Annotated in this window: 16 protein-coding genes and 2 pseudogenes; 4 read left to right on the plus strand and 14 right to left on the minus strand. The window is 70.8% G+C overall.

The window, feature by feature from the left end; all coding sequences use genetic code 11:
• Nucleotides 1-21 precede the first annotated feature (21 nt).
• Together O5O46_RS11410 and O5O46_RS11415 are read right to left on the minus strand one after the other, a co-directional pair.
• Nucleotides 22-1293, minus strand: coding sequence for a family 2 encapsulin nanocompartment cargo protein terpene cyclase (locus O5O46_RS11410; protein ID WP_269855236.1), 1272 nt, complete (start codon nt 1291-1293; stop codon nt 22-24).
• A 66-nt stretch (nt 1294-1359) separates the two neighbouring features.
• A complete protein-coding gene (locus O5O46_RS11415) occupies nt 1360-2769 on the minus strand; it encodes a family 2B encapsulin nanocompartment shell protein (protein WP_269855237.1) in 1410 nt (469 codons plus the stop codon).
• Nucleotides 2770-3154: 385 nt separating this feature from the next.
• Between O5O46_RS11415 and O5O46_RS11420 the strand changes: the two genes are divergently transcribed.
• Entirely contained in the window at nt 3155-4471 is a 1317-nt protein-coding gene (locus O5O46_RS11420) for a glycoside hydrolase family 3 N-terminal domain-containing protein (RefSeq protein WP_269855238.1), read from the plus strand.
• A gap of 111 nt (nt 4472-4582) precedes the next feature.
• Here O5O46_RS11420 and O5O46_RS11425 read toward each other — a convergent pair whose 3' ends face one another.
• The 6 genes from O5O46_RS11425 to O5O46_RS11450 form a co-directional block, all read right to left on the minus strand.
• A complete protein-coding gene (locus O5O46_RS11425) occupies nt 4583-6106 on the minus strand; it encodes a sensor histidine kinase (RefSeq protein ID WP_269855239.1) in 1524 nt (507 codons plus the stop codon).
• Between the two features lie 3 nt (nt 6107-6109).
• Complete coding sequence (locus O5O46_RS11430; protein WP_269855240.1) at nt 6110-6829, minus strand: response regulator transcription factor; 720 nt, start codon at nt 6827-6829, stop codon at nt 6110-6112.
• 69 nt (nt 6830-6898) lie between these two features.
• Nucleotides 6899-7561 (minus strand): DUF5666 domain-containing protein, encoded by a 663-nt coding sequence (locus O5O46_RS11435; protein WP_269855241.1) that lies wholly within the window; start codon nt 7559-7561, stop codon nt 6899-6901.
• A 51-nt stretch (nt 7562-7612) separates the two neighbouring features.
• Nucleotides 7613-8824, minus strand: a complete 1212-nt coding sequence (locus O5O46_RS11440) for an ABC transporter permease (protein WP_269855242.1) — start codon at nt 8822-8824, stop codon at nt 7613-7615.
• Nucleotides 8821-9690: an ABC transporter ATP-binding protein gene (locus tag O5O46_RS11445; protein ID WP_269855243.1), complete on the minus strand. Its 870-nt coding sequence runs from the start codon at nt 9688-9690 to the stop codon at nt 8821-8823. Before O5O46_RS11445 ends, O5O46_RS11440 begins: the two co-directional genes overlap by 4 nt.
• Nucleotides 9687-11015, minus strand: coding sequence for an efflux RND transporter periplasmic adaptor subunit (locus O5O46_RS11450; protein ID WP_269855244.1), 1329 nt, complete (start codon nt 11013-11015; stop codon nt 9687-9689). Before O5O46_RS11450 ends, O5O46_RS11445 begins: the two co-directional genes overlap by 4 nt.
• A gap of 247 nt (nt 11016-11262) precedes the next feature.
• Between O5O46_RS11450 and O5O46_RS11455 the strand changes: the two genes are divergently transcribed.
• Nucleotides 11263-11778 carry a hypothetical protein gene (locus tag O5O46_RS11455; protein ID WP_269855245.1) on the plus strand — a complete coding sequence of 172 codons (516 nt, stop codon included), beginning with the start codon at nt 11263-11265 and terminating at the stop codon, nt 11776-11778.
• 47 nt (nt 11779-11825) lie between these two features.
• Here the strand turns inward: O5O46_RS11455 and O5O46_RS11460 are convergent, their stop codons facing one another.
• The 3 genes and pseudogenes from O5O46_RS11460 to O5O46_RS11470 form a co-directional block, all read right to left on the minus strand.
• Complete coding sequence (locus O5O46_RS11460) at nt 11826-12599, minus strand: trypsin-like serine peptidase (protein WP_269855246.1); 774 nt, start codon at nt 12597-12599, stop codon at nt 11826-11828.
• A gap of 305 nt (nt 12600-12904) precedes the next feature.
• Complete coding sequence (locus O5O46_RS11465; RefSeq protein ID WP_269855247.1) at nt 12905-13699, minus strand: putative protein N(5)-glutamine methyltransferase; 795 nt, start codon at nt 13697-13699, stop codon at nt 12905-12907.
• A 211-nt stretch (nt 13700-13910) separates the two neighbouring features.
• Nucleotides 13911-14300: pseudogene (locus tag O5O46_RS11470) on the minus strand (UTRA domain-containing protein); the annotation flags it as partial.
• Between the two features lie 39 nt (nt 14301-14339).
• Here O5O46_RS11470 and O5O46_RS11475 point away from each other — a divergent pair.
• Entirely contained in the window at nt 14340-14753 is a 414-nt protein-coding gene (locus tag O5O46_RS11475; protein ID WP_269855248.1) for a hypothetical protein, read from the plus strand.
• 137 nt (nt 14754-14890) lie between these two features.
• Here the strand turns inward: O5O46_RS11475 and O5O46_RS11480 are convergent, their stop codons facing one another.
• Complete coding sequence (locus O5O46_RS11480) at nt 14891-15472, minus strand: TetR/AcrR family transcriptional regulator (protein WP_269855249.1); 582 nt, start codon at nt 15470-15472, stop codon at nt 14891-14893.
• A gap of 84 nt (nt 15473-15556) precedes the next feature.
• Here O5O46_RS11480 and O5O46_RS11485 point away from each other — a divergent pair, with 84 nt between their 5' ends.
• Complete coding sequence (locus O5O46_RS11485) at nt 15557-16438, plus strand: SDR family oxidoreductase (protein WP_269855250.1); 882 nt, start codon at nt 15557-15559, stop codon at nt 16436-16438.
• 365 nt (nt 16439-16803) lie between these two features.
• Here the strand turns inward: O5O46_RS11485 and O5O46_RS11490 are convergent.
• A pseudogene (locus O5O46_RS11490) lies at nt 16804-17016 on the minus strand (PIN domain nuclease); the annotation flags it as partial.
• Between the two features lie 368 nt (nt 17017-17384).
• On the minus strand, nt 17385-18374 hold the full coding sequence (locus O5O46_RS11495; protein WP_269855251.1) for a hypothetical protein: 990 nt from the start codon (nt 18372-18374) through the stop codon (nt 17385-17387).
• Nucleotides 18375-19042 lie beyond the last annotated feature (668 nt).

Below are 19042 nucleotides of genomic sequence, written 5' to 3' on the forward strand. Positions count from 1 at the left end.
ATGTCGCGGAAAGCGCCGCGCTCAGGCGGTGTCCCCGCCGTTGTAGCGCGCGGTGCCGCTGTGCCATTCACGGTTGCCGCCGAGCCAGGCCCACACTCCGGCCAGATAGCGGCGCAGCGCGGGGGAACCGGTGAGGCTGAGGGCGGCGGCCTCCGCCTCGAAGGCGTGGACGAGTTCGTCATGGATCTCGACGCTGCGCTCGACCGCCTCCCGCTCGGAGCACTTCTCCTGCACGGCGATCAGCTTCGGCAGGTTGAAGTTGGCCGCGGAGTCGTCGTCCTCCTTGGCCATCGAGTACAGGTCGTTGACCAGCGTGCTGGCGGTGGCGGCCATGGAGACCGCGCGCCGCACCCGGGGCTCGGCGTACTCGGCGTGCGGCAGTTCGTAGCCGCCGACCGCGTCGGTGATGGTGATGCACGGCAGGAAGCTGTTGAACTGCCGGGCCACCAGGTACTCCCAGACCGGCGGGGTACGTCCCGCGGTGCGCCAGGACGCCTCCCCGTCGAAGGCCACGAACAGCGCGCAGATCTCGTGCCGCAGCCGGGCTGTCTGGGACCAACTGGCGTACCGGGCAAGGTGTTCCAGTGCGGAGCGCAGCGCCACCAGGACCGGGTCGGACCGCATCGCCCGCTCGACGTCGGGGGTGTAGCGCACCGGTGGATGGGCGGGGTCCACCGCCGCGTAGCCCACCACCAGGCGGGCGCCCAGCAGTTGCGGTGCGGCACCGGCGGACTCGTCGTCGCAGTAGTGGTCGTCGACGGCCCACTCGGCCAGCGCGCACTTGGCCGCGGCGAGGAGCCGATCGGGGTCGTCGGAGTCGGGGTGGGTGAGCATGATCAGCCGTCCGAAGTCGGCGGCCCGTAGACCGTCCAGCCGCCCGGCGTAGATGCCTGTCTCCCGCGCCCACTCCAGCAGCCGGTCGTTGACCTCGTCACCGAGCGCCGGGTCGTCGCGCAGCGGGGGCGGACAGTACAGCTCCGGGACCGTCGAGGCCCGGCGGTTCCTCATGGCTGAGGTGCCCGGCCCCGTTGGCGCGCTGGACAGATGGCGAACCCTCGGTCCGCCGTCGTGCGCCGCGGAACCGGCCGTGTACAGCGTCAGGATCCGCGCGGCCGACGTGCCCAGGCCGGCGGGACCCGCGGTGAACCGGAGCGGCTGCGGTGCCGGTACGGGCCGCCGCGCCTGGCGCAGCTCCCGTGGAGCGGCACCTTCCGGGTTGGCCAGCACGGCGGCCACCAGATGCGCCAGGTCGTGTACGGCCGGTGGTGCGGACACTCGGGAGAGCAGGGACACCGTTCCTCCTTGAGTTCTTCACGGCCAGGTTCCTGACGGCACGTCAGTGGTGGACCCCACCGGACGTCACACCCGGGAGCGGGCGACCTCGACGTTCTCCAGCACACCGAGGGCGTCCGGAACCAGAACGGCGGCCGAGTAGTAGGCGCTGACCAGGTAGGAGATGACGGCCTTGTCGTTGATGCCCATGAACCGCACGTTCAGGCTGGGCTCGTACTCGTCGGGGATGCCCGTCTGATGCAGGCCGATCACGCCCTGGTCGTCCTCGCCGGTGCGCATCGCCAGGATGGAGGTGGTGTGCCCGTCGGCGATCGGGATCTTGCCGCACGGGAAGATCGGCACGCCCCGCCAGGAGGGCACCTGGTGGCCGTTGACGTCGACGCTGTCCGGGTAGATGCCGCGGTTGCTGCACTCCCGACCGAACGCGGCGATCGCCCTGGGGTGGGCCAGCAGCAACCTGGTGCTGCGCCGCATGCTCAGCAGGTCGTCCAGGTCGTCCGGGGTGGGCGGCCCCGAATGGGTCTGGATCCGCTGGTCGTTGTCGGCGTTGTGCAGCAGGCCGAACTCGCGGTTGTTGACCAGCTCGTACTCCTGGCGTTCACGCAACGCCTCGACGGTGAGCCTCAGTTGCTGCTCGATCTGGTCCATCGGCTCGTTGTAGAGGTCGGCGACCCTGCTGTGCACCCGCAACACGGTCTGGGCCACGCTGAGTTCGTACTCGCGCGGGGCGAGTTCGTAGTCCACGTACGTACCAGGCAGTTCGCGCTCGCCCTCATGGCCCGCGGCCAGCTCGATCTCGGCCTCGCCGCGCTTGTTCGTCGGCTGCTGGGCGTCGGCGATGAACCGGAGGATCGCGGCCCGCAGCTCTTCGGAGCGGTCCGCCAGCCTCTGGAAAGCGGGCCAGGGCAGAACCATCAGGGTGCCCGCGGTGGCGGCCTTGGCGGTACACGCCCAGTTGGCGTCGGCCTGCAGCAGCGCCTCGTCACCGAGGTGGTCGCCGTCCGCCAGCACGCCCAGGACGCTGCTCTCGCCGTACTTGCCGCGCCCGATCTTGTTGATCTTGCCGTGGGCGATCAGGAAGACCTCGTCGATCGGCTGGCCCGCCTCGACGATCACCTCGCCCTGTTGGAAGTCCCGTTGGGTGAAGCGGGACGCCAGCTCCTCCAGCAACTCGGTGTCCTCGAAGCCGCGCAGCATCGGGACCTCGCGCAGCGAGGGCGGTACGACCCGCACCTCGGCGCCGGTCTTGACGAAGCTCACCCGGCCGCGGCCGATGGCGTAGGTCAGGCGGCGGTTGACCCGGTAGGTGCCGCCGTGCACCTGCACCCAGGGCAGCATCCGGATCAGCCAGCGCGAACTGATGCCCTGCATCTGCGGCTTGGACTTGGTGGTGGTCGCCAGGTTCCGCGCCGCCGCGGTACTCAGGCTGAGCCGCGTCTGGTCTTCCGTTTGCCCCGGTTCGGCTGCGATCGACATCTGTAGCCCTTCCGTTGGATGACGGACCCGGGAAGGCCCCCACACCGGGCCGGGCAGCCCGTCGTGAACACCGTCCGCGTTCAGAGAAAAGCGGATGGTGAGATCAACGTTCAATGGCGTACGGACGCACGCCTACGCGCACGAGGGCGCACAGACAACGCATGTCTCCCTCGTTACGCCCCCTCGATCATGTTTGGCGCTGGGCGCCCCAGGCCAGTGCTGCCGGGCTCCGCATGCGAATCCCGAAATTCTGTGTTCCGCTGGACGGACCTGCTGATGAACGCGTCCCCGCGGGCGGATGAACGCGGTCCGAGGAGGCTTCGGCCGTGCCGTGCGGCGGTGGAACGCCGAGACCCGACCTTCGACAAGGCAAGGGGGCTCCCTCGTGCCAGTGCCGTGTACTCCCTCGCCCAGTCGCCCGCGTCGGCCGCGGGCCGCCGCCGTCCTGCTGCTCGGGGTGGTCCTGCCGCTCACCGCCTGCGGCGGCCGGGCCACCCACACCGTCCCCCAGGCACCGAGCACCCCGGGGTCGCCGACGACCTCGGGCGCACTGGGGTCAAGTCCGGCCAACACACCGGGGGTGACCCAGTTGCCGCACGCCAGCAGTCCACCGCTCACCGCCGCGTCGACCGAACAGACCGCGCAGACCGCCGGATGCGTCGACCGTGTCATGTCGCAGATGTCCGCCGCCCAGCGCGTCGGACAGCTCCTCATGAGCGCCGTCAGCACCTCCGGGATCACCTCGGCCGAGTCCGCCGCGCTGCGCGCGCATGACGTCGGCTCGGTCATCCTCATGGGACACAGCAACGGCGGAGCCCAGAAGATCCAGAGCATCACCGGCCAACTCCAGTCCATGGCACCGGCGATCGGCGGCACGAACGTGCAACTGTTCACCGCCGCCGACCAGGAGGGCGGCAAGGTCCAGATCCTGACCGGACCGGGCTTCTCCACCATGCCGAGCGCGGTGGTGCAGGGGCAGTGGCCGCCGTCCCAGCTCCAGAGCCAGGCGGCCGTCTGGGGACGGCAGTTGCGCGCCGCCGGGGTCAACCTGGACCTCGCGCCGAGCGTCGACGTGGTCCCGGCGAGCATCGGCACGCAGAACGCGCCCATCGGCGCGCTGTCCCGGGAGTACGGCGACAACCCGACGACCGTCTCCCGGCAGAGCGGCGCGTTCATCCGCGGGCTGTCGCAGGCCGGGGTGGACGCCACCATCAAGCACTTCCCGGGGCTCGGGCAGGTGCGCGGCAACACCGACTTCACGGCGAACGTGACCGACGGCCTCACCGCGCGCAACAGCCCGAACCTGGAGACGTTCCGCAACGGGATCAGGGCCGGGGCGCGGTTCACGATGATCTCGTCGGCCATCTACACGCTCATCGATCCCCACAACCAGGCGGCGTTCTCCTCCGTGGTGATACGGGACATGCTCCGCGGCGACCTGGGCTTCAACGGCGTGGTCATATCCGATGACCTGGGGCACGCCGCCGCCGTGCGCGCGGTTCCGGCCGGCGACCGGGCGCTGCGGTTCCTCGCGGCGGGCGGCAACATGATCCTGACGGTGGACCCGTCCACGGTCGGGCCCATGGCCAACGCCATCCTGAGCCGCCTCGGCAGCGACGCGGCACTCCGCGCCAACGTGGACGACAGCGTGCGGCGCATCCTCACCGCGAAGATGGAATCCGGCCTGCTGCGCTGCGGCTGACGCCTTCGGCACGGTTCCGGTGGTGCGGTGGTTCCGCGCCACCGGAACCGCGCCGTGTGAGTTGCTCGACGTCGCGGCGGCCGTCTCTGGGGGCTTGTCCCCGGCCCCCGTTCACCGGGTTTCCGAAGAATCCGCCCCGGAGGGAATGCTGACCCTGAACAGGGCGCCCCCGCCCGGGGACGTCTCCAGGTGGACGGTGCCGTGGTGGGCGCAGACCAGGGCCGAGACTATGGCGAGGCCCAGCCCCGCGCCGCCGCCCTCCTGGCGGCTGCGGGAGGCGTCGACGCGGTAGAACCGCTCGAAGACCCGCGATGCCTGCTCAGGCGTCAACCCCGGTCCGTGGTCGGCCACTTCGAGTACACCGTGCCCACCGGCCGTGCCCACCCCGATACGTACCGGTGTCCCCGGCGGGGTGTGCGCGACGGCGTTGCCGACGAGGTTGGCGACCACCTGTCGCAGCCGCGCCTCGTCGCCGAGCACCAGCGCGGGACCGGGCGGCGCGTCCGCACCGCCGGGACCGGTGAGTGAGACCGGCCGGGTCGGGTCGAGCGCCGTGGTGTCGTGCAGGGCGTCCGCCGCGAGGGTGCGCAGGTCCATCGGGGCGAGCTGGAGCGGGCGTTGCTCGTCCATCCTGGCCAGCGTCAGCAGGTCCTCGACCAGGCCGCCCATCCGTACCGCCTCGCTCTCGATGCGGGCCATGGTGCGCTTGATGTCCGCCTCGTCCGGCAGCGCGCCCATCCGGTACAGCTCGGCGAAGCCGCGGATACCGGCCAGCGGGGTGCGCAGCTCATGGCTGGCGTCGGCGACGAACCGCCGCATCCGGTCCTCGGACTCGGCCCGGGCCGCGAACGCGGACTCGATCTGCGCCAACATGCCGTTGAGCGCGCCTGACAGCCGCCCCACCTCGGTGCGGGGGGACTCCTCGGGCATGCGGTGGGACAGCGGGTGCCCGGCGGCGATCTCGGCGGCGGTGGCCTCGATCCGGCGCAGCGGACGCAGCCCGGCCCGAACCGCGAACCAGCCCGCCAGGCCGAGCAGCACCACCACGACCCCGCCGATCAGCCAGAAGGCGGCGCTGAGTTGGGCCACCGTGGAGGAGACCTCGTCCAGCGAGGCGGCCACCACCACGCCGGTCGGCACCGCCGCGGTACCGCCCCCGTCCGGCACCGGCAGGATGAGCACCCGCCAGCTGCCGCCGCCGTGATCGCTCGGCATGTCGAACGGCTTGCCCATCCGCGCCCGCAGTTGGGCGGCGTCCAGCCGGGGCCACAGCGGCCCGGGGTCATCTGCGGCGACCGGCAGCCGCAGCTGCTGGGAGATCGAGCCGTCGGCGGCGGCGAAGGCCACCACGTACTGGCTGGGCAGCCAGGAGCGCGCGCTGCCGCCCCGCGGCGGACGCGGCACCGGGGCGCCCTCGACGGCCAGCCGTCGGGCCAGCGGCGCGCCGAACCGGTTCAGCTGCTGGTCGACCCGGCGCACCAACTGCGCCTGTACCGAACCCAGTACGACGGTGTCGCTGGCCGCCAGTCCGAGCGCGACCAGCGCGACGGCGAGCAGCACCAGCCGGGAGCGCAACGACAGCGCGGACGAACGTGACAGCCGCCGCAGCACTCCCGCCACCCGTATCCGCGGCACGGCTCAGCCCTGCGGGCGGCGCAGCACGTAACCGATGCCGCGCACGGTGTGGATCAGCTTGGGCGCGCCGTCCGCCCCCGAGTCCACCTTGCGGCGCAGATAGGAGATGTAGGACTCCACGATGCTGAGGTCGCCGCCGAAGTCGTACGCCCAGACGTGGTCGAGTATCTGCCGCTTGGACACCACCCGTCCGGCGTTCGTCATCAGGTACTCGAGAAGCTTGAACTCGGTGGGTGACAGGGAGACCGGGCGCCCGGCCCGCAGCACCTGGTGGCCCAGCTGGTCGAGCTCCAGGTCGCCCACCGCCAGGTTGCGGTCGTCCGCCGGCTCCCCGGTACGGCGCAGGATGGCGCGGATCCTGGCAATCAGCTCCTCCAGGCTGAACGGCTTGGTGACGTAGTCGTCCCCGCCCGCGGTCAGACCGCTGACCTTGTCCTCCACCCCGTCCTTGGCGGTCAGGAACAGCACCGGGAGGCGGTCGCGGGCCGGGGCGGGCCCGGACTCCTCGCGCAGCCGCCGGACCACGGCGAAGCCGTCCATGTCGGGCAGCATCACGTCGAGCACGACCAGGTCCGGCCGTTCGCGGGCGACCGCCGCCAGCGCCTCCACGCCCGAGGCCGCGGAGACGACCTTGAACCCGGCGAAGCGCAGCGAGGCGGAGAGCAGCTCCCTGATGTTGGGCTCGTCGTCGACGACCAGCAGGCTGGCCTCAGGTGCGTCCATGGTCTCCTCGGCCCTGGTGTGCTCGGGGGTGGGGCTGCCGCACGGTACGCCTCACGGCTGTGAGCGCCCTCAGCCGCCGCCACCGCCCCCGCCGAAGCCGGCCCCACCGCCCTGGCCGCCGCTCCCGCCGAAGCCTCCGCCCCCGAAGCCACGGCCGCCACCGCCCTGGCCGCCGCCCTCGGTGACCGTCGTCGCGGTGATGTCGCCGGAGGAGTCCTGGCTGCCGCGCACCATCACCGTCTGGCCGGGCTGAAGATCGGACACCTTGCCGCTCTTGGCCTCGGTGACCTGAGTGGACCTGCCGGTGGTGATCCTGACCGTGTTGCCCTGGGCGTCGGTCAGGTAGATGGTGCCGCCGTCCACCAGCTTCACCGTGCCGACCGCCGTCCCGGAACCGGACGCCGCGCCCGCAGCACCCCCCTGGCCGCCCCCGCCCTGGCCGCCGAAGGCCCGTCCCGTACCGCCGCCACGCCCCGCGGCCAGGGCCCCGGACGAGCCGGAGAGGTGGTTCTTCTCCACCAGCGCGCCACCGGCGAAGGCCGCCCCCGCCACCACACCGGCGGACAGCAGCAACGTCAGCCAGGGCAGCCTCCGCCGCGGCGGAGCGCTCAACTCCGCCGAGATGTCCCGCGCGTCCGGCGCCTCGGCCAGGATGTCCTCCGGCCGCTGCGGCAACTCCGCGGCCACGGCGGGGAATTGGTCGTCGGCCTTCATGAGGTACGTGCGGTCCATGTGCGGTTCTCCCTGTCCGTACGGTCGCGTTGGAAAGGTCTTCAGGCGTTCTCACTCGTGCCGCAGCGCCTCGATGGGCCGCAGGCTCGCGGCGCGGTTGGCCGGATAGCCGCCGAAGAACAGCCCGATCGCCACCGCGATCGCGAAGGCACCGACCACCGACTGCGGGATGACCACCGGCCTGATGCCGACGATCGTGAACCGGGCGCCGATCAGGCCGACCGCCACCCCGAGGCCGCCGCCGACCAGCGACAGCAGCGTGGACTCGGCCAGGAACTGCCCGAGGATGACGCCCTTGGGCGCCCCGATCGCCTTGCGGATGCCGATCTCCCGGGTCCGTTCCGTGACCGTCACCAGCATGATGTTGGTGATGCCGATCCCGCCGACCAGCAGCGAGATCGCGGCCACCGCGCCCAGCAGCACGGTGAAGGTCTGGGTGGTGGACGCCTGGGTGGTCAGCAACGAGGCCTGGTTGCTCACCCGGAAGTCCAGTGCGGACGGGTCTGTGATGCCGTGCCGACCCATCAGCACGCTGGTGATCTCGTTCTGCGCCGCCGTCGTGGCGGACGCCGACTTCGCCTCGACCAGGATCTGGTTGAGCGAACCGAACCCGGTGAAGGCGTTCTGCACCGTCGGCAGCGGAGCGATCACCACGTCGTCCGGGTCCTGGAACCCGGTGCCGCCCTTGGTGGCCAACTCGCCGACCACGGTGAACGGGGTGCCGCCGAGCACGATCTTCTTGCCGACCGGGCTCACCGTGCCGAACAGGTCGGTCGCCGTGGTCGAGCCGATCACCGCCACCTTGCGGGAGTTGAGCACGTCGTCGTCACTGAAGTAGTCGCCCTGCGCCACCTTGCTGTTGGACGCCTCGAAGTACGCCGGATAGGTCCCCACGACCTGGCCGACGGTGTGCGAGGTGCCCTGGTACAGCGCGGTCTGCGAGGTGGTGACCTCCGGTGCGACGGACTCGACGTCCGGCGCCTGGCCGGGTTCGGCGAGCGCCCTGGCGTCGTCGACCGTCAGCGGCCTGGTGGCCGTAGCGGTCCTCGCGGTGCCGAAGCCACTGCCCGGGGAGACGGTGAGGGCGTTGGTGCCCAGCTTCTCGATCGAGTCCCTCACCGCCTGCGAGGAGCCGTTGCCCACCGCCAGCAGCAGGATCACCGCCGCCACGCCGATCAGCACCCCGAGCATGGTCAGCCCGGAGCGCACCTTGTTCGCCGCGAGGCCGCCCAGTGCGAACCGCAGCGTCTGGTACGGGTTCACCGCTCGCCTCCGGTCCGACCCGCCGCGAACGCGGCCGGGTCGCGCAGCGCCGGCGGCGGGCCGTCCACGGGCGCCTGCCGTACGTCCGACACGATGCGGCCGTCGACCAGCCGGAGCACCCGTTTGGCGTGCCGGGCCACCTCGTCCTCGTGGGTGATCAGCACCACGGTGCGTCCGGAGGCGTTCAGCCGGTCGATGACGGCCAGCACGTCCTCGGTGCTGCGGCTGTCCAGGTTTCCGGTGGGTTCGTCTGCCAGCAGCAGGGCGGGGGCGGTGACCAACGCCCGGGCCACCGCCACCCGTTGCTGCTGCCCACCGGAGAGTTCGTTGGGCCGGTGGTCCATCCTGTCGGCCAGCCCGACCAGGGTCAGTGCGGCCATCGCCCGGCTGCGGCGTTCCGCCGCCCTCACCCCGGCGTACGCCAGCGGAAGCTCCACCTGGGCCAGGGCGGGGGTGCGCGGCACCAGGTTGAACGACTGGAAGACGAAGCCGATCTTGCGGTTGCGGACCAGTGAGAGCTGGTGCTCGTCCAGGCCGCCGGTGTCGAGCCCGTCGAGCAGGTAACGGCCGGAGGTGGGCACGTCCAGGCAGCCGAGGATGTTCATCAACGTCGACTTGCCCGAACCCGAACTGCCCATAACGGCCACCAGATCCCCCTGGCCGACCGTCAGGTCGACGCCGGACGGCTCGCCGGTGTCCGGGTCCCGCGGACCGCGGAGCGCGCGCACCGTCGCGTCGCCGTGGCCGTACGTCTTGACCAGCGAGCGCACCTCGATCACCGGTGCCGGACCGCACGCCGCGGTCCGTGGCGCCGGGGCGGCGGGACGCTGCGTCGCGCGTCGCCGCAGCCGCAGGGCCGGGGTCATCCGCGGCCACCCCCGCCACCACCGGCACGGAACCCGCCGGCGCCACCGCCTCCGCCGCCCCGGCCGCCGCCGAGACCGCCGCCCAGCCCGCCGGGGAAGGCGCCGGACGGGAAGCCGCCGCTGCCCGTCGAGGAGACCGCGGCGATCTGCACCTTCTGGCCCTCGGTCAGACCGCTGGTGATCTGGTCGTCGGTGTCGCCCTCCACGCCCACCGACACCGGGACGCGCTGGGTCGAGCCGTCCGGACCGACCACGGTCACCGTGCGGTTGGCGCCCGTACCGCTCACCGCGGCCGTCGGCACGTACAGCGCGCCGGACGCCTCACCGGTGACCACCTGGATGTCGGCGCTCAGCCCGGTGCGCAGGTCGCCGGTGGCGCTGGTTATGTCGAGCGTCGCCGCGTACTGCACGGCGCTGCCCGAGTTGCTGCCGCCGGAGCCGGAGCCGCTGCTCACCGGAACCGAACTGACCGACAGCACGGTGGCGTTGAGCGTGGTGCCGGGTTCCGCGTTCAAGGTGACCGTAGCCGCCTGGCCGGGCTTGACCTTGAGCGCGTCGGACTCGGAGAAGTCCGCCGTCACCTGCATTCCACTGGGGTTGGTGATCACCACGAACCCGGTCGGCACGGCCGAGGTGGTGGAACCGCCGTTGCCCGCAGCCGAGTTGGCTGCGGAGTTGGCGCCGGACCCCGACGCTCCGCCGGTGCCGGAGACCGTCTGGCCGACCTTGCCGTCCACCGAGGCGACCGTGCCGCCCACCGGTGCGGTCAGCACGGTCCCGTCCACCGCGCGCTGCGCCGCGTCCACCGCGTTCTGCGCCTGGGTGACCTGGGCCTGGGCCTGTGCGAGTTGGGCCGGGTCCACTGAGGGAGTCGGGCTGGGCGCCGCGGCGGCGGACCTGGCCGTGGTGCCGGAGCCAGCGGTGGCCGAACTCGGCTGTCCCTCTTCCACTTTGCTGAGGTTGGCCTGTGCCGCCGTCAGCTGCGCCTGGTCCTCGGTGAGCGTCTCCTTCGCGGCCGTCGCGTCGACCCTGGCGAGTACCTCGCCCTTGGTGACCTTGTCGCCCGGCTTGACGTCCACCTCGGTGAGCTGGCCACCGGTGGTGAAGTTGAGCCCGGCGTCACTGGGCGAGGACAGCGTCCCGGAACCGGACACCGTGGCCAGCACCGTGCCCTTGGCGACCGCCACCGTTCTGGCACCGGTGCGGGCGGGAGCGCTGCCGCCGCCGTCCACCGCCGCGTAGGCACCACCGGCGGCTGCGAGGAGCACCACGCCGAGCGCCGAGTTCATCAGGACGGCCCTTCGCCGCCGTGGAAGCACCTTCATGACGGGCATCCTGACCGCCCGCTCCCGCCAATCCCTGGAAAGGACCTGGGAGTTCCCTGGGAACGGGGCCTCGGGTGCATCGCGGGGCGCGGGCACAGACACCGCGAACCGCCCCTGACCGGGTCATCCGCACGACACGGCCTCCCCGGAAACTCACAGATCGCTTCCAGGTGCCCCCCACCCCGATGCGGTTGAGTGGACGGGTCCGACCAACGTCCACCTCCACCGCATCGAGGAGCCACCGGCCATGCTCGGGTCCACCACGTCGCGGGCCGCCGCGGCCGCCGCCGTACTCGCCTCTTGCGCACTGCTGCTGGCTGGCTGCTCGAACTCATCGGGCACGTCGAACGCCCAGGCCGGGGCCTCCCCTTCTGCCTCGGCGTCCGCGGGGCCGCAGCAGATGGCCGCCTACCGGCAGTGCCTCTCCCAGCACGGCGTCACCGTTCCGGCCCGCCCGAGCGGCAGGCCGAGCGGTCGGCCGGGTGGCGGCTTCGGCGGCGGGGCGTCGGCCGATCCCGCCCGGCAGCGGGCGATGCAGGCCTGCGCGAGCCTGCGCCCGCGGTTCGGCGGTCGCGGCGGCATGGGCGGCAGCGCGATGCAGGCGTTCACCAGTTGTATGAAGGACCACGGCGTGAGCGTCGGTGGGCACGGCCCGGGGGCGCTCAACACGGCGGACCCCAAGACCGCCAAGGCCTACCAGACCTGCCGCCCCCTACTCCCCCAGCACGGCAACCCCTCGGCAACGGCCGGTCCCTCGGCCTGAGGACCGGCCCGCGCACCCGGCTCGGGGGGTCACCACCACGCCGGGCGTCAGGCCGAGACCGCCTGGTCGTACAGGGACTTGACGCTCTGGCCGAAGGCCACGCTGTAGGAGACGTCGGCGGTGTTGCCGCCCCGCTGGTAGCCGCCGATGACACCGATCACCTGACCGGAGGCGTTGACCCAGGGGCTGCCGCTGGTGCCACCGGTGAAACCGGTGCAGTAGATCCGCAGTTGGGTGCTGCTGTAGGCGGAGACACGGTTGGTGCAGGTGATGGGCGTCTGCGTGGTCTCCGGGTAACCGGTGATCGTGACCGGGGAGTCCGCCCCCTGTCCGATCCCCAGCGGGTAACCACCCACCACCGACTGGATGTTGCGGCCGTTCAACGGCTCCACCACCGCGAACGCCACATCGTGGTCCTGGTCGGAACCGGTCGACCACTGCGAGTCGACCACGATGCGCCGCAACCGCCAGACGCCGTACGGGGCCTTCCCGTCGTGGTAGCCCGGGACGAACACGTCCGACATCGACCCCAGGCAGTGCGCCGCGGTCACGATCACGTTCCCGCCAGGGCTGTTCACCACGCTGGCGGTGCAGTAGTGCGACCCGTTCAGGCCGCCGCTGAACACCGCCCCGATCCGCGGATCTATCTGGGAGACCGGCACGGCGTGGGAGACACCGGGGTCCGCGCCGACGGCGGACAGCGGGGTGGCGTCGGCCGCATCGGCCGCAGTGATCTTCGGGTCAGCAAGCTGACTGGCGGTGGCGATGCCACCGCCAGTCGCGAACGTACAGGCCACGACCGTCGCAACGGCCCATGACAAGGGCCTGATACGGCTGGGCTTGCTATGGCGTGCTCGCCTGGAACTGCGCATGACCGACACCTCACGTCCCTGTTCTTCGTGCGTAACCAAACGATCACCCGACGCGCTGAGACCGAGATGTGAGGCATGTGAGAGTCACGTGATTTCGTTGTTACAGCACGCCGCAACAACGATTTTCCAGGGGTGAGGCCCCCAAACCTGCTGTCGCGCGACGTCTTTCCGGGGGCACGCCCCCGGCGCCCCGTTTCCGGGGACGCGCCCCCCCGGGCCCCGCTGGGCGAGCCCCGGCGCCCACGGTCCGCAGGTCAGGACTTCGTCGGACTCGTGCCGATCACAACCGTTGCGCCCAGGTCCTCGCAACTCGTCACCCGGACCGTGAGCCCCGCCGCGGTGAACGCCTCGGCGGTGCGCGGAGCCTGGCGTTCGCTGGTCTCGATCAGCAGGTGGCCGCCCGGCGCCAGCCACCCCGGTGCGGCGGCGGCCACCCGGCGCTGGACCGCCAGACCGTCCGCGCCCCCGTCGAGTGCCACCCGTGGCTCGTGCTCACGGGCCTCGGGCGGCAACAGCCCGATCGCGCCAGTCGGCACATAGGGCACGTTGGCCACCAGTACGTCAACGTGCCCCCGCAGCGCGGCGGGCAGCGGCTCGTACAGGTCGCCCTCGTACACCCGCCCGCCCGCGCTGGCGACATTGCGCCGCGCACACCGCACCGCCGCCGGATCGATGTCGGCGGCGTGCAGCTCGACCCCGGCCACGGCGGCGGCCACCGCCGCGCCCACCGCGCCGGAACCGCAGCAAAGGTCCACCACGGTCCGCCCGGCGGCCACCCTCACCGCCTCACGCGCGAGGAACTCGGTGCGGCGGCGCGGTACGAACACCCCGGGGTCCACGCCTATACGCAGCCCGCAGAACTCCGCCCAACCCAGGACGTGTTCGAGCGGCAGGCCGGCAACCCGCCGCTCCACCATGGCGGCGAGTTCGGCCGGAGTCCCTGCCGTGGAGATGAGCAACCCCGCCTCGTCCTCGGCGAAGACACAACCGGCGGCCCGAAGCCTGCTGACGATGACGGGTTTATCAAGAGATGACGCGCAACGCGACATGGGAGCCTTTCGAACGACGAAGGGCGCCCTCCGGTCCCACCTACACCAGGTGAGCCGTACAGCCGTGGAACGAGGGCACCCGGCCCGCTACAGCGGTAATGGGTCCCACCTCCTCGGTCGCGTGCCTGCTGGGGACGGCAACGATACCCGAACGGCACCGGGTGCCCGCCCGGTTCTCACCGGGGGAGCCGGGCCGCCCCGGCCGAGCGGGCTAACCGTGACGGATGTCGATCTCGTAGGCGATCTCCCACCGCACATCCGGCACGGTGATGTCCGCCGTCTCGACGGCGCGCCCGTCCGTCGCGTAGTAGGTCCGCTCGATGTGCAGCAGCAGATCACCGGGGGCGACACCCAGCAACGCGGCCTCCGCCACCGTCGCCCGCCCCGGCCGGGGCACCTCCAGCGCGGTCTCCACCTCGATGCCGATGCTCCGCATCCGCTCCACCACGCCCTTGCCCGCCAGCGGCCCCAACTCCGGTAGCACGATGGGCGTGTCACCGGTGATCGCCATCGGCTCCCAGCTCTCCGAGAGCTGCACCGGCTGGCGGTCCGCCAGGAACTCGTACGTGGTGCGCACGCACGGATCCCCCTCGGCGATGGCGCGGGCGCGGATCGCGCAGCGGCCCGTGCCCAACGCCTGGTGCGACCACCGCACTCGGCCTACCTGCCGGGCGGCTTCCCCGGCGACGCCACGGCCACCACAACCACCCTCACCGCCGCGGACGGCTTCGCAGACCGCTTCGGCCCGTTCGCCTTCGCCGCCGGGCTGAGGGTCCCGGACTGCGCCTGGGCGGCCGACGAGCGCGACGGCGACCACAGCGTGTGGTGGTACGGGCTGACCGACCGCTCCTGGGCGGCGGTTCTGTTCCGGCGCGGCGCCCACGAGTCCACCGTGTACCAGTCGGGGCCGCGCCGTCTGTGGGACGAGGTCGAGGCGGCTTGGCACTGGTGGACGGGCGAGGGCCGCCCGTCCCCCGAGCGCTTCGGCCTGACGGTCACCCGCGAGGGCCAGCGCGGCTGGCTGGACGACCCCGAGAACTCCTGGCGGCTGTAGCGACGCCTCAAGTGGCATGCCGGGCCGCCGGTTTCACGCCAACCGCCTCGTACCCGCGGAACGCGGCCACGCACACCGTCAACGCCACCGCGAAGACGGCAGTCAGGCGAGCCGGGCCAGGAGAGCGGCGGCTGCCGCTAGTGAAGCTCTGCGGTCGCCGCGCGGAGTTCGTCGAATGCGGCCCGCGTGTGGGTCACCAACTCGCCGGGGTCCTCGTCACGGGCGGGGTCGGCCCAGCGGGCGTATCCGCGCTTGAAGGCGAGCACGCCGATTTCGGCGGCCACCTGCGCCGCGGGTTCTGCGACATCCCGTCGCTTCAGCGCATCGACCATCGCCGCGGCCATGCCGATGCTCTTCAGGGCTTCGCGATTCCGCAGTTCCTCGTTCGCCTCGATCGCCGCGCGCAGCAGCGGGCCGAGTTCGCGGTTGAACGATGTCATCTCGCCCGACGCGCGCTCCAGGCCGGCCGCGACGGCCATCATCGGTGTCGCGTCCGCCGGAGCGGTGTCGATGCCCTCGGCCAGCAGGCGGCTCAGGGCCTTCTGCCCCGCCGTGAGGATCTCCCGCTTGTCCGCGAAGTGGCGGAAGAACGTGCTCCGGGTGAGCCCCGCACGTTCGGAGATCTGGGCAACCGTCGTGTCGTCGTAGCCCTGCTCGGCGAACAGGCCGAGCGCCGCCACGACCAGGCGCTGGCGCGAATCCGGCTTCCATCTCGGCATGGGATCAGCCTAGACGATGCGACACGTGTCGCATCACGGTGTACGGTGATGAGACATCAGTCGCATCACGTCTTGGAGCTCGCCATGCGCGTCTTCATCACCGGCGGAACGGGCCTGATCGGCTCGGCCGTCGTCGCCGAACTGCTCACCGCAGGCCATTCGGTCACCGCCCTCGCCCGTTCCGACGCCGCTGCGGCACGTGCCCGAGCCGCCGGCGCGGACGTACTCCGTGGAGGACTCAGCGACCTCGCGGTGCTGCGCACCGGCGCGGAGCAGGCAGACGGAGTCATCCACCTCGCCTTCAGCAACGACTTCAGCTCGCCCGACGCACTCGCACAAGGCATCGCCGAAGAAGGCGCCGCGCTCGCGACGCTCGGCGACACCCTCGTCGGCACGGACCGGCCGCTCGTCACCGTGTCGGGCACACCCCCCGTTGCGGGACGCGCATCGACCGAGGACGACCCGCTCCCGACCAGCGGACCCGTCGGCGGACGCAGCCGGTCCGTGGCCCGCACACTCGAACTCGCCACGCGCCGCGTGCGCACCTCGGCCGTACGGATGCCGCGCACAGTCCACAACCAGGGCCAGGGGGGGTTCGCCGGGCTGCTCGCCGACATCGCCCGCCGCACCGGCATCGCCGGCTACCCCGGAGACGGCACGCAACGCTGGCCAGCCGTTCACGCGCTCGACGCCGCCGCCTTGTTCCGGCTCGCCCTGGAGAAGGCTCCGGCCGGAAGCTCGTGGCACGCCGTCGCCGACGAAGGCGACGCGGTACGCGACATCGCCGCAGTCATCGGACGGCGGCTCGGCCTACCCGTCGAGTCGGTGCCGCAGGAGAAATTCGGTCCCCTCGGTCCGATCTTCGCGACCGACCAGCCCGCTTCCAGCGCCCACACCCGCGCCGCTCTCGGCTGGAAGCCGAAGCACCCGAGCCTGCTCGACGACCTGGAGAACATCGAAGCCTGAGACCACTGCCGTACCCCCGGGCCCGCCCGTTCGCGGAACGGGGCAACCCTGCCGGCGGCGCGTCGAACAGCTCAGTGATCCACCTCCGCCGCACCCCGGTCCCGGCCCGTCCTGCCGCCGGGAACGCACCACGATGGCCCGGACGCGAGCACGTCCGGGCCATCGTCTGCCCTCGCGCACAGGACGCGGAGGACACGAGATTCGAACTCGTGGGGGTTGTCCCCAACACGCTTTCCAAGTCTTCGCCTGGGGGTTCTGGGGCGTACGGGAACGTCCTGACCCGCGGTGGAGCCAGGGTGGATGGGGCTTTTGAACGGTGCTGTACGCCGGTGTATGCGACCAGAACTGCAACCATTGCTGATCTGCTTGCCCTGCTCGGGGCCGTACCACTGGAGGGCCTGACCGGTCACTGAGGCGATGCACTCGAAGTCGTGATCGCGACAGAGCAGAGTGGCCTCTGCAGCTCGGCCGTCGCGGCGACGACGAGGTCGACCGCTTCCGAGTTTCGGTGCCTGCCCTGCTTGGTGAGGGGCTTCCCGGACGTGCCAGGCGCGGTCGTCGACGGGAAACCAGCCGAAGTTCTTCTGGGGAGAAGGCAGCGTCCTGCTGAGGAGGGGGTACACGTGCAAAGCGGGTAACCGTCGACTTCGCTCGGCCAAGTCATGAACGTCGATTGGGACTTCACGAGGGGCCACCGGGACAGACGTGGAACATGTCACGGGCGGGCAGACCGAAGCTGCAGTTTCATGATCCGCGGATGCCGCACGAGGACAGGTCCCGGAGCACCCCCCGGCCCCGAGCGATGCCCGACGCAAGCCGACAGCACAAGATCTGCCAAGCCGGAGAGCCGAGCCACAATCGCCCGTGTCAGGCACTGCTCTGGCTCGTTCGAGCCTGGCGAAGCGGAGGACTGGTCCACCTTGCAACGAAGGGATTCGCCGATTTTCTATTCTCCGACGGCATGAGAAGCTCCATTCTCCACATCATCGGGATGCACGATGGAGTCCTGGATGCCCAGGATATGCATAAGCGACTTGACTGAAACGACCCGGCTATTGCCAATCCAGAGCACTCTAAAGGGGAGGGAGCCCTTCCCGGCCATTCTTGATGCCTGCGATTCTGAAAGGCCAAGAGCATTGGCCGCCGCACTGAAACTGATATATTGCGGCAGGAGATCAGAAATCCGATAGTAAAGATTTTTCCCGTCCACCCAGGATCGCCCCACCTGTGCGGGATTAATGGCGGGAGCATCTTCCTCGTCACGGCAACCACTGCGGAGTTTGCCGTGAAGGATCTTGGTGTGACCCATGGCTCCCATTCGCTGCAGTAGGGCCCCTGTGCGCTCACCACGAATTCTCTCGTCGGCATCCGGATGCTGCACCGTCCCGGCATCGATGATTGACGATGCGCGCAGCGTGGAATCCTCCTCATGCGCAGCACCAGCAAACCAATACTCCGCAACTGTCGCACTCGTCTCCGAGCCTCCGGCCTCCACCAGGCCGCGAGCGCCGGTGAACGCGCGGGTCATCATGGCATCCAGGAGTTTATTGGAAGGCGTGCCACCTGTCATAGAAAACCATGCCTCCAGGGCGCCTTCTACCATCGCAGACCTGATGTCGGAGACCTCATAATGCCATTTTCGTGCCAGCTCTTTCGACCACCCCCTAAAGTATGGAGTCAGTAGATCCAACAGGATCATCAACCATTTCTCCCGGTCCTGTTGGTCGCCTTCCCTCGCCAAAGTCCCTACCGACTCCCAGAGGCGCATGCTTGCCACGGATTTCGACCGACCCAGTCGAACTTTCTCGCGCAACACCTGATATGTGGGATGGTTCTTGATGGCACACACTTGAACGTCGCCGACATGCGCGCAGATGGGCTCCCCGCCGCAGTCATGGAGAACTCGCTCAGTGATGATCGTGAAGACATCGCGCATGGTGTTCCTCTCGCACCGCCAGATCGCCTACGAAAAAGCATGGAGCGTGGCCGTCGCACTTCGGGGATTTCTGCTGGGATCCAGCCCCATCGAGTGAACTAGGTTTGACGGCACGACAATTTGCGGGGAAAATCAGTAGCAGCAGTCGACCAGGTGGCGCTCGGCCTGCGGCAGAGTGAGGCCCTCGGCCTCAGGTGGACGGATGTCGACCTCACACTCAAGGTCCCGACGGTCCACCGGACCGGCTGCGCGACGGCCGTGCCAACCACTGCGGGCGCAAGTCTGGCTACTGCCTGCGCTGCGGTGAACACGGCGACAAGTCACGGCTCGTACTGCCGTGGTGCGGCTGGTCTCCTGGTCGCGGTCCTGGCGCATGTGCTGCCCTGAGGCCAGGCGGTACTCGAAGATGTGGTCGTCGGAGAGTCGCGCACGGCGCCCTCGGCGTGGATTCGCAACAGGTCGCCTTGGCCGTAGAAGGCGGAGACGAAGTGGAGGCCCGGCGGAGCGGTGGGATCGCCGGGCCTCGGACGCCCCCGGCCGGGGGCGAATGCAACCAGAACTGCAACCACGCGGGAAGTGGCCGTCGGCGGCCGTGGGCCGAGGGGGTGGACCGCCGCCTCCACCCCCCGGGCCCGCGTCCCCACCCGGTAACCGGCCCGGGGGCCGAT

Source organism: Streptomyces sp. RPT161 (assembly GCF_027533845.1).
Classification (GTDB): Bacteria; Actinomycetota; Actinomycetes; order Streptomycetales; family Streptomycetaceae; genus Streptantibioticus_A; species Streptantibioticus_A silvisoli_A.

Coding starts and splice junctions, on each gene's coding strand:
- O5O46_RS11495 (WP_269855251.1), bottom strand. CDS start 18,374: ATGCGCGATGTCTTCACGATCATCACTGAGCGAGTTCTCCATGACTGC.
- O5O46_RS11445 (WP_269855243.1), bottom strand. CDS start 9,690: ATGACCCCGGCCCTGCGGCTGCGGCGACGCGCGACGCAGCGTCCCGCC.
- O5O46_RS11455 (WP_269855245.1), top strand. CDS start 11,263: ATGCTCGGGTCCACCACGTCGCGGGCCGCCGCGGCCGCCGCCGTACTC.
- O5O46_RS11430 (WP_269855240.1), bottom strand. CDS start 6,829: ATGGACGCACCTGAGGCCAGCCTGCTGGTCGTCGACGACGAGCCCAAC.
- O5O46_RS11415 (WP_269855237.1), bottom strand. CDS start 2,769: ATGTCGATCGCAGCCGAACCGGGGCAAACGGAAGACCAGACGCGGCTC.
- O5O46_RS11450 (WP_269855244.1), bottom strand. CDS start 11,015: ATGAAGGTGCTTCCACGGCGGCGAAGGGCCGTCCTGATGAACTCGGCG.
- O5O46_RS11435 (WP_269855241.1), bottom strand. CDS start 7,561: ATGGACCGCACGTACCTCATGAAGGCCGACGACCAATTCCCCGCCGTG.
- O5O46_RS11465 (WP_269855247.1), bottom strand. CDS start 13,699: ATGTCGCGTTGCGCGTCATCTCTTGATAAACCCGTCATCGTCAGCAGG.
- O5O46_RS11485 (WP_269855250.1), top strand. CDS start 15,557: ATGCGCGTCTTCATCACCGGCGGAACGGGCCTGATCGGCTCGGCCGTC.
- O5O46_RS11480 (WP_269855249.1), bottom strand. CDS start 15,472: ATGCCGAGATGGAAGCCGGATTCGCGCCAGCGCCTGGTCGTGGCGGCG.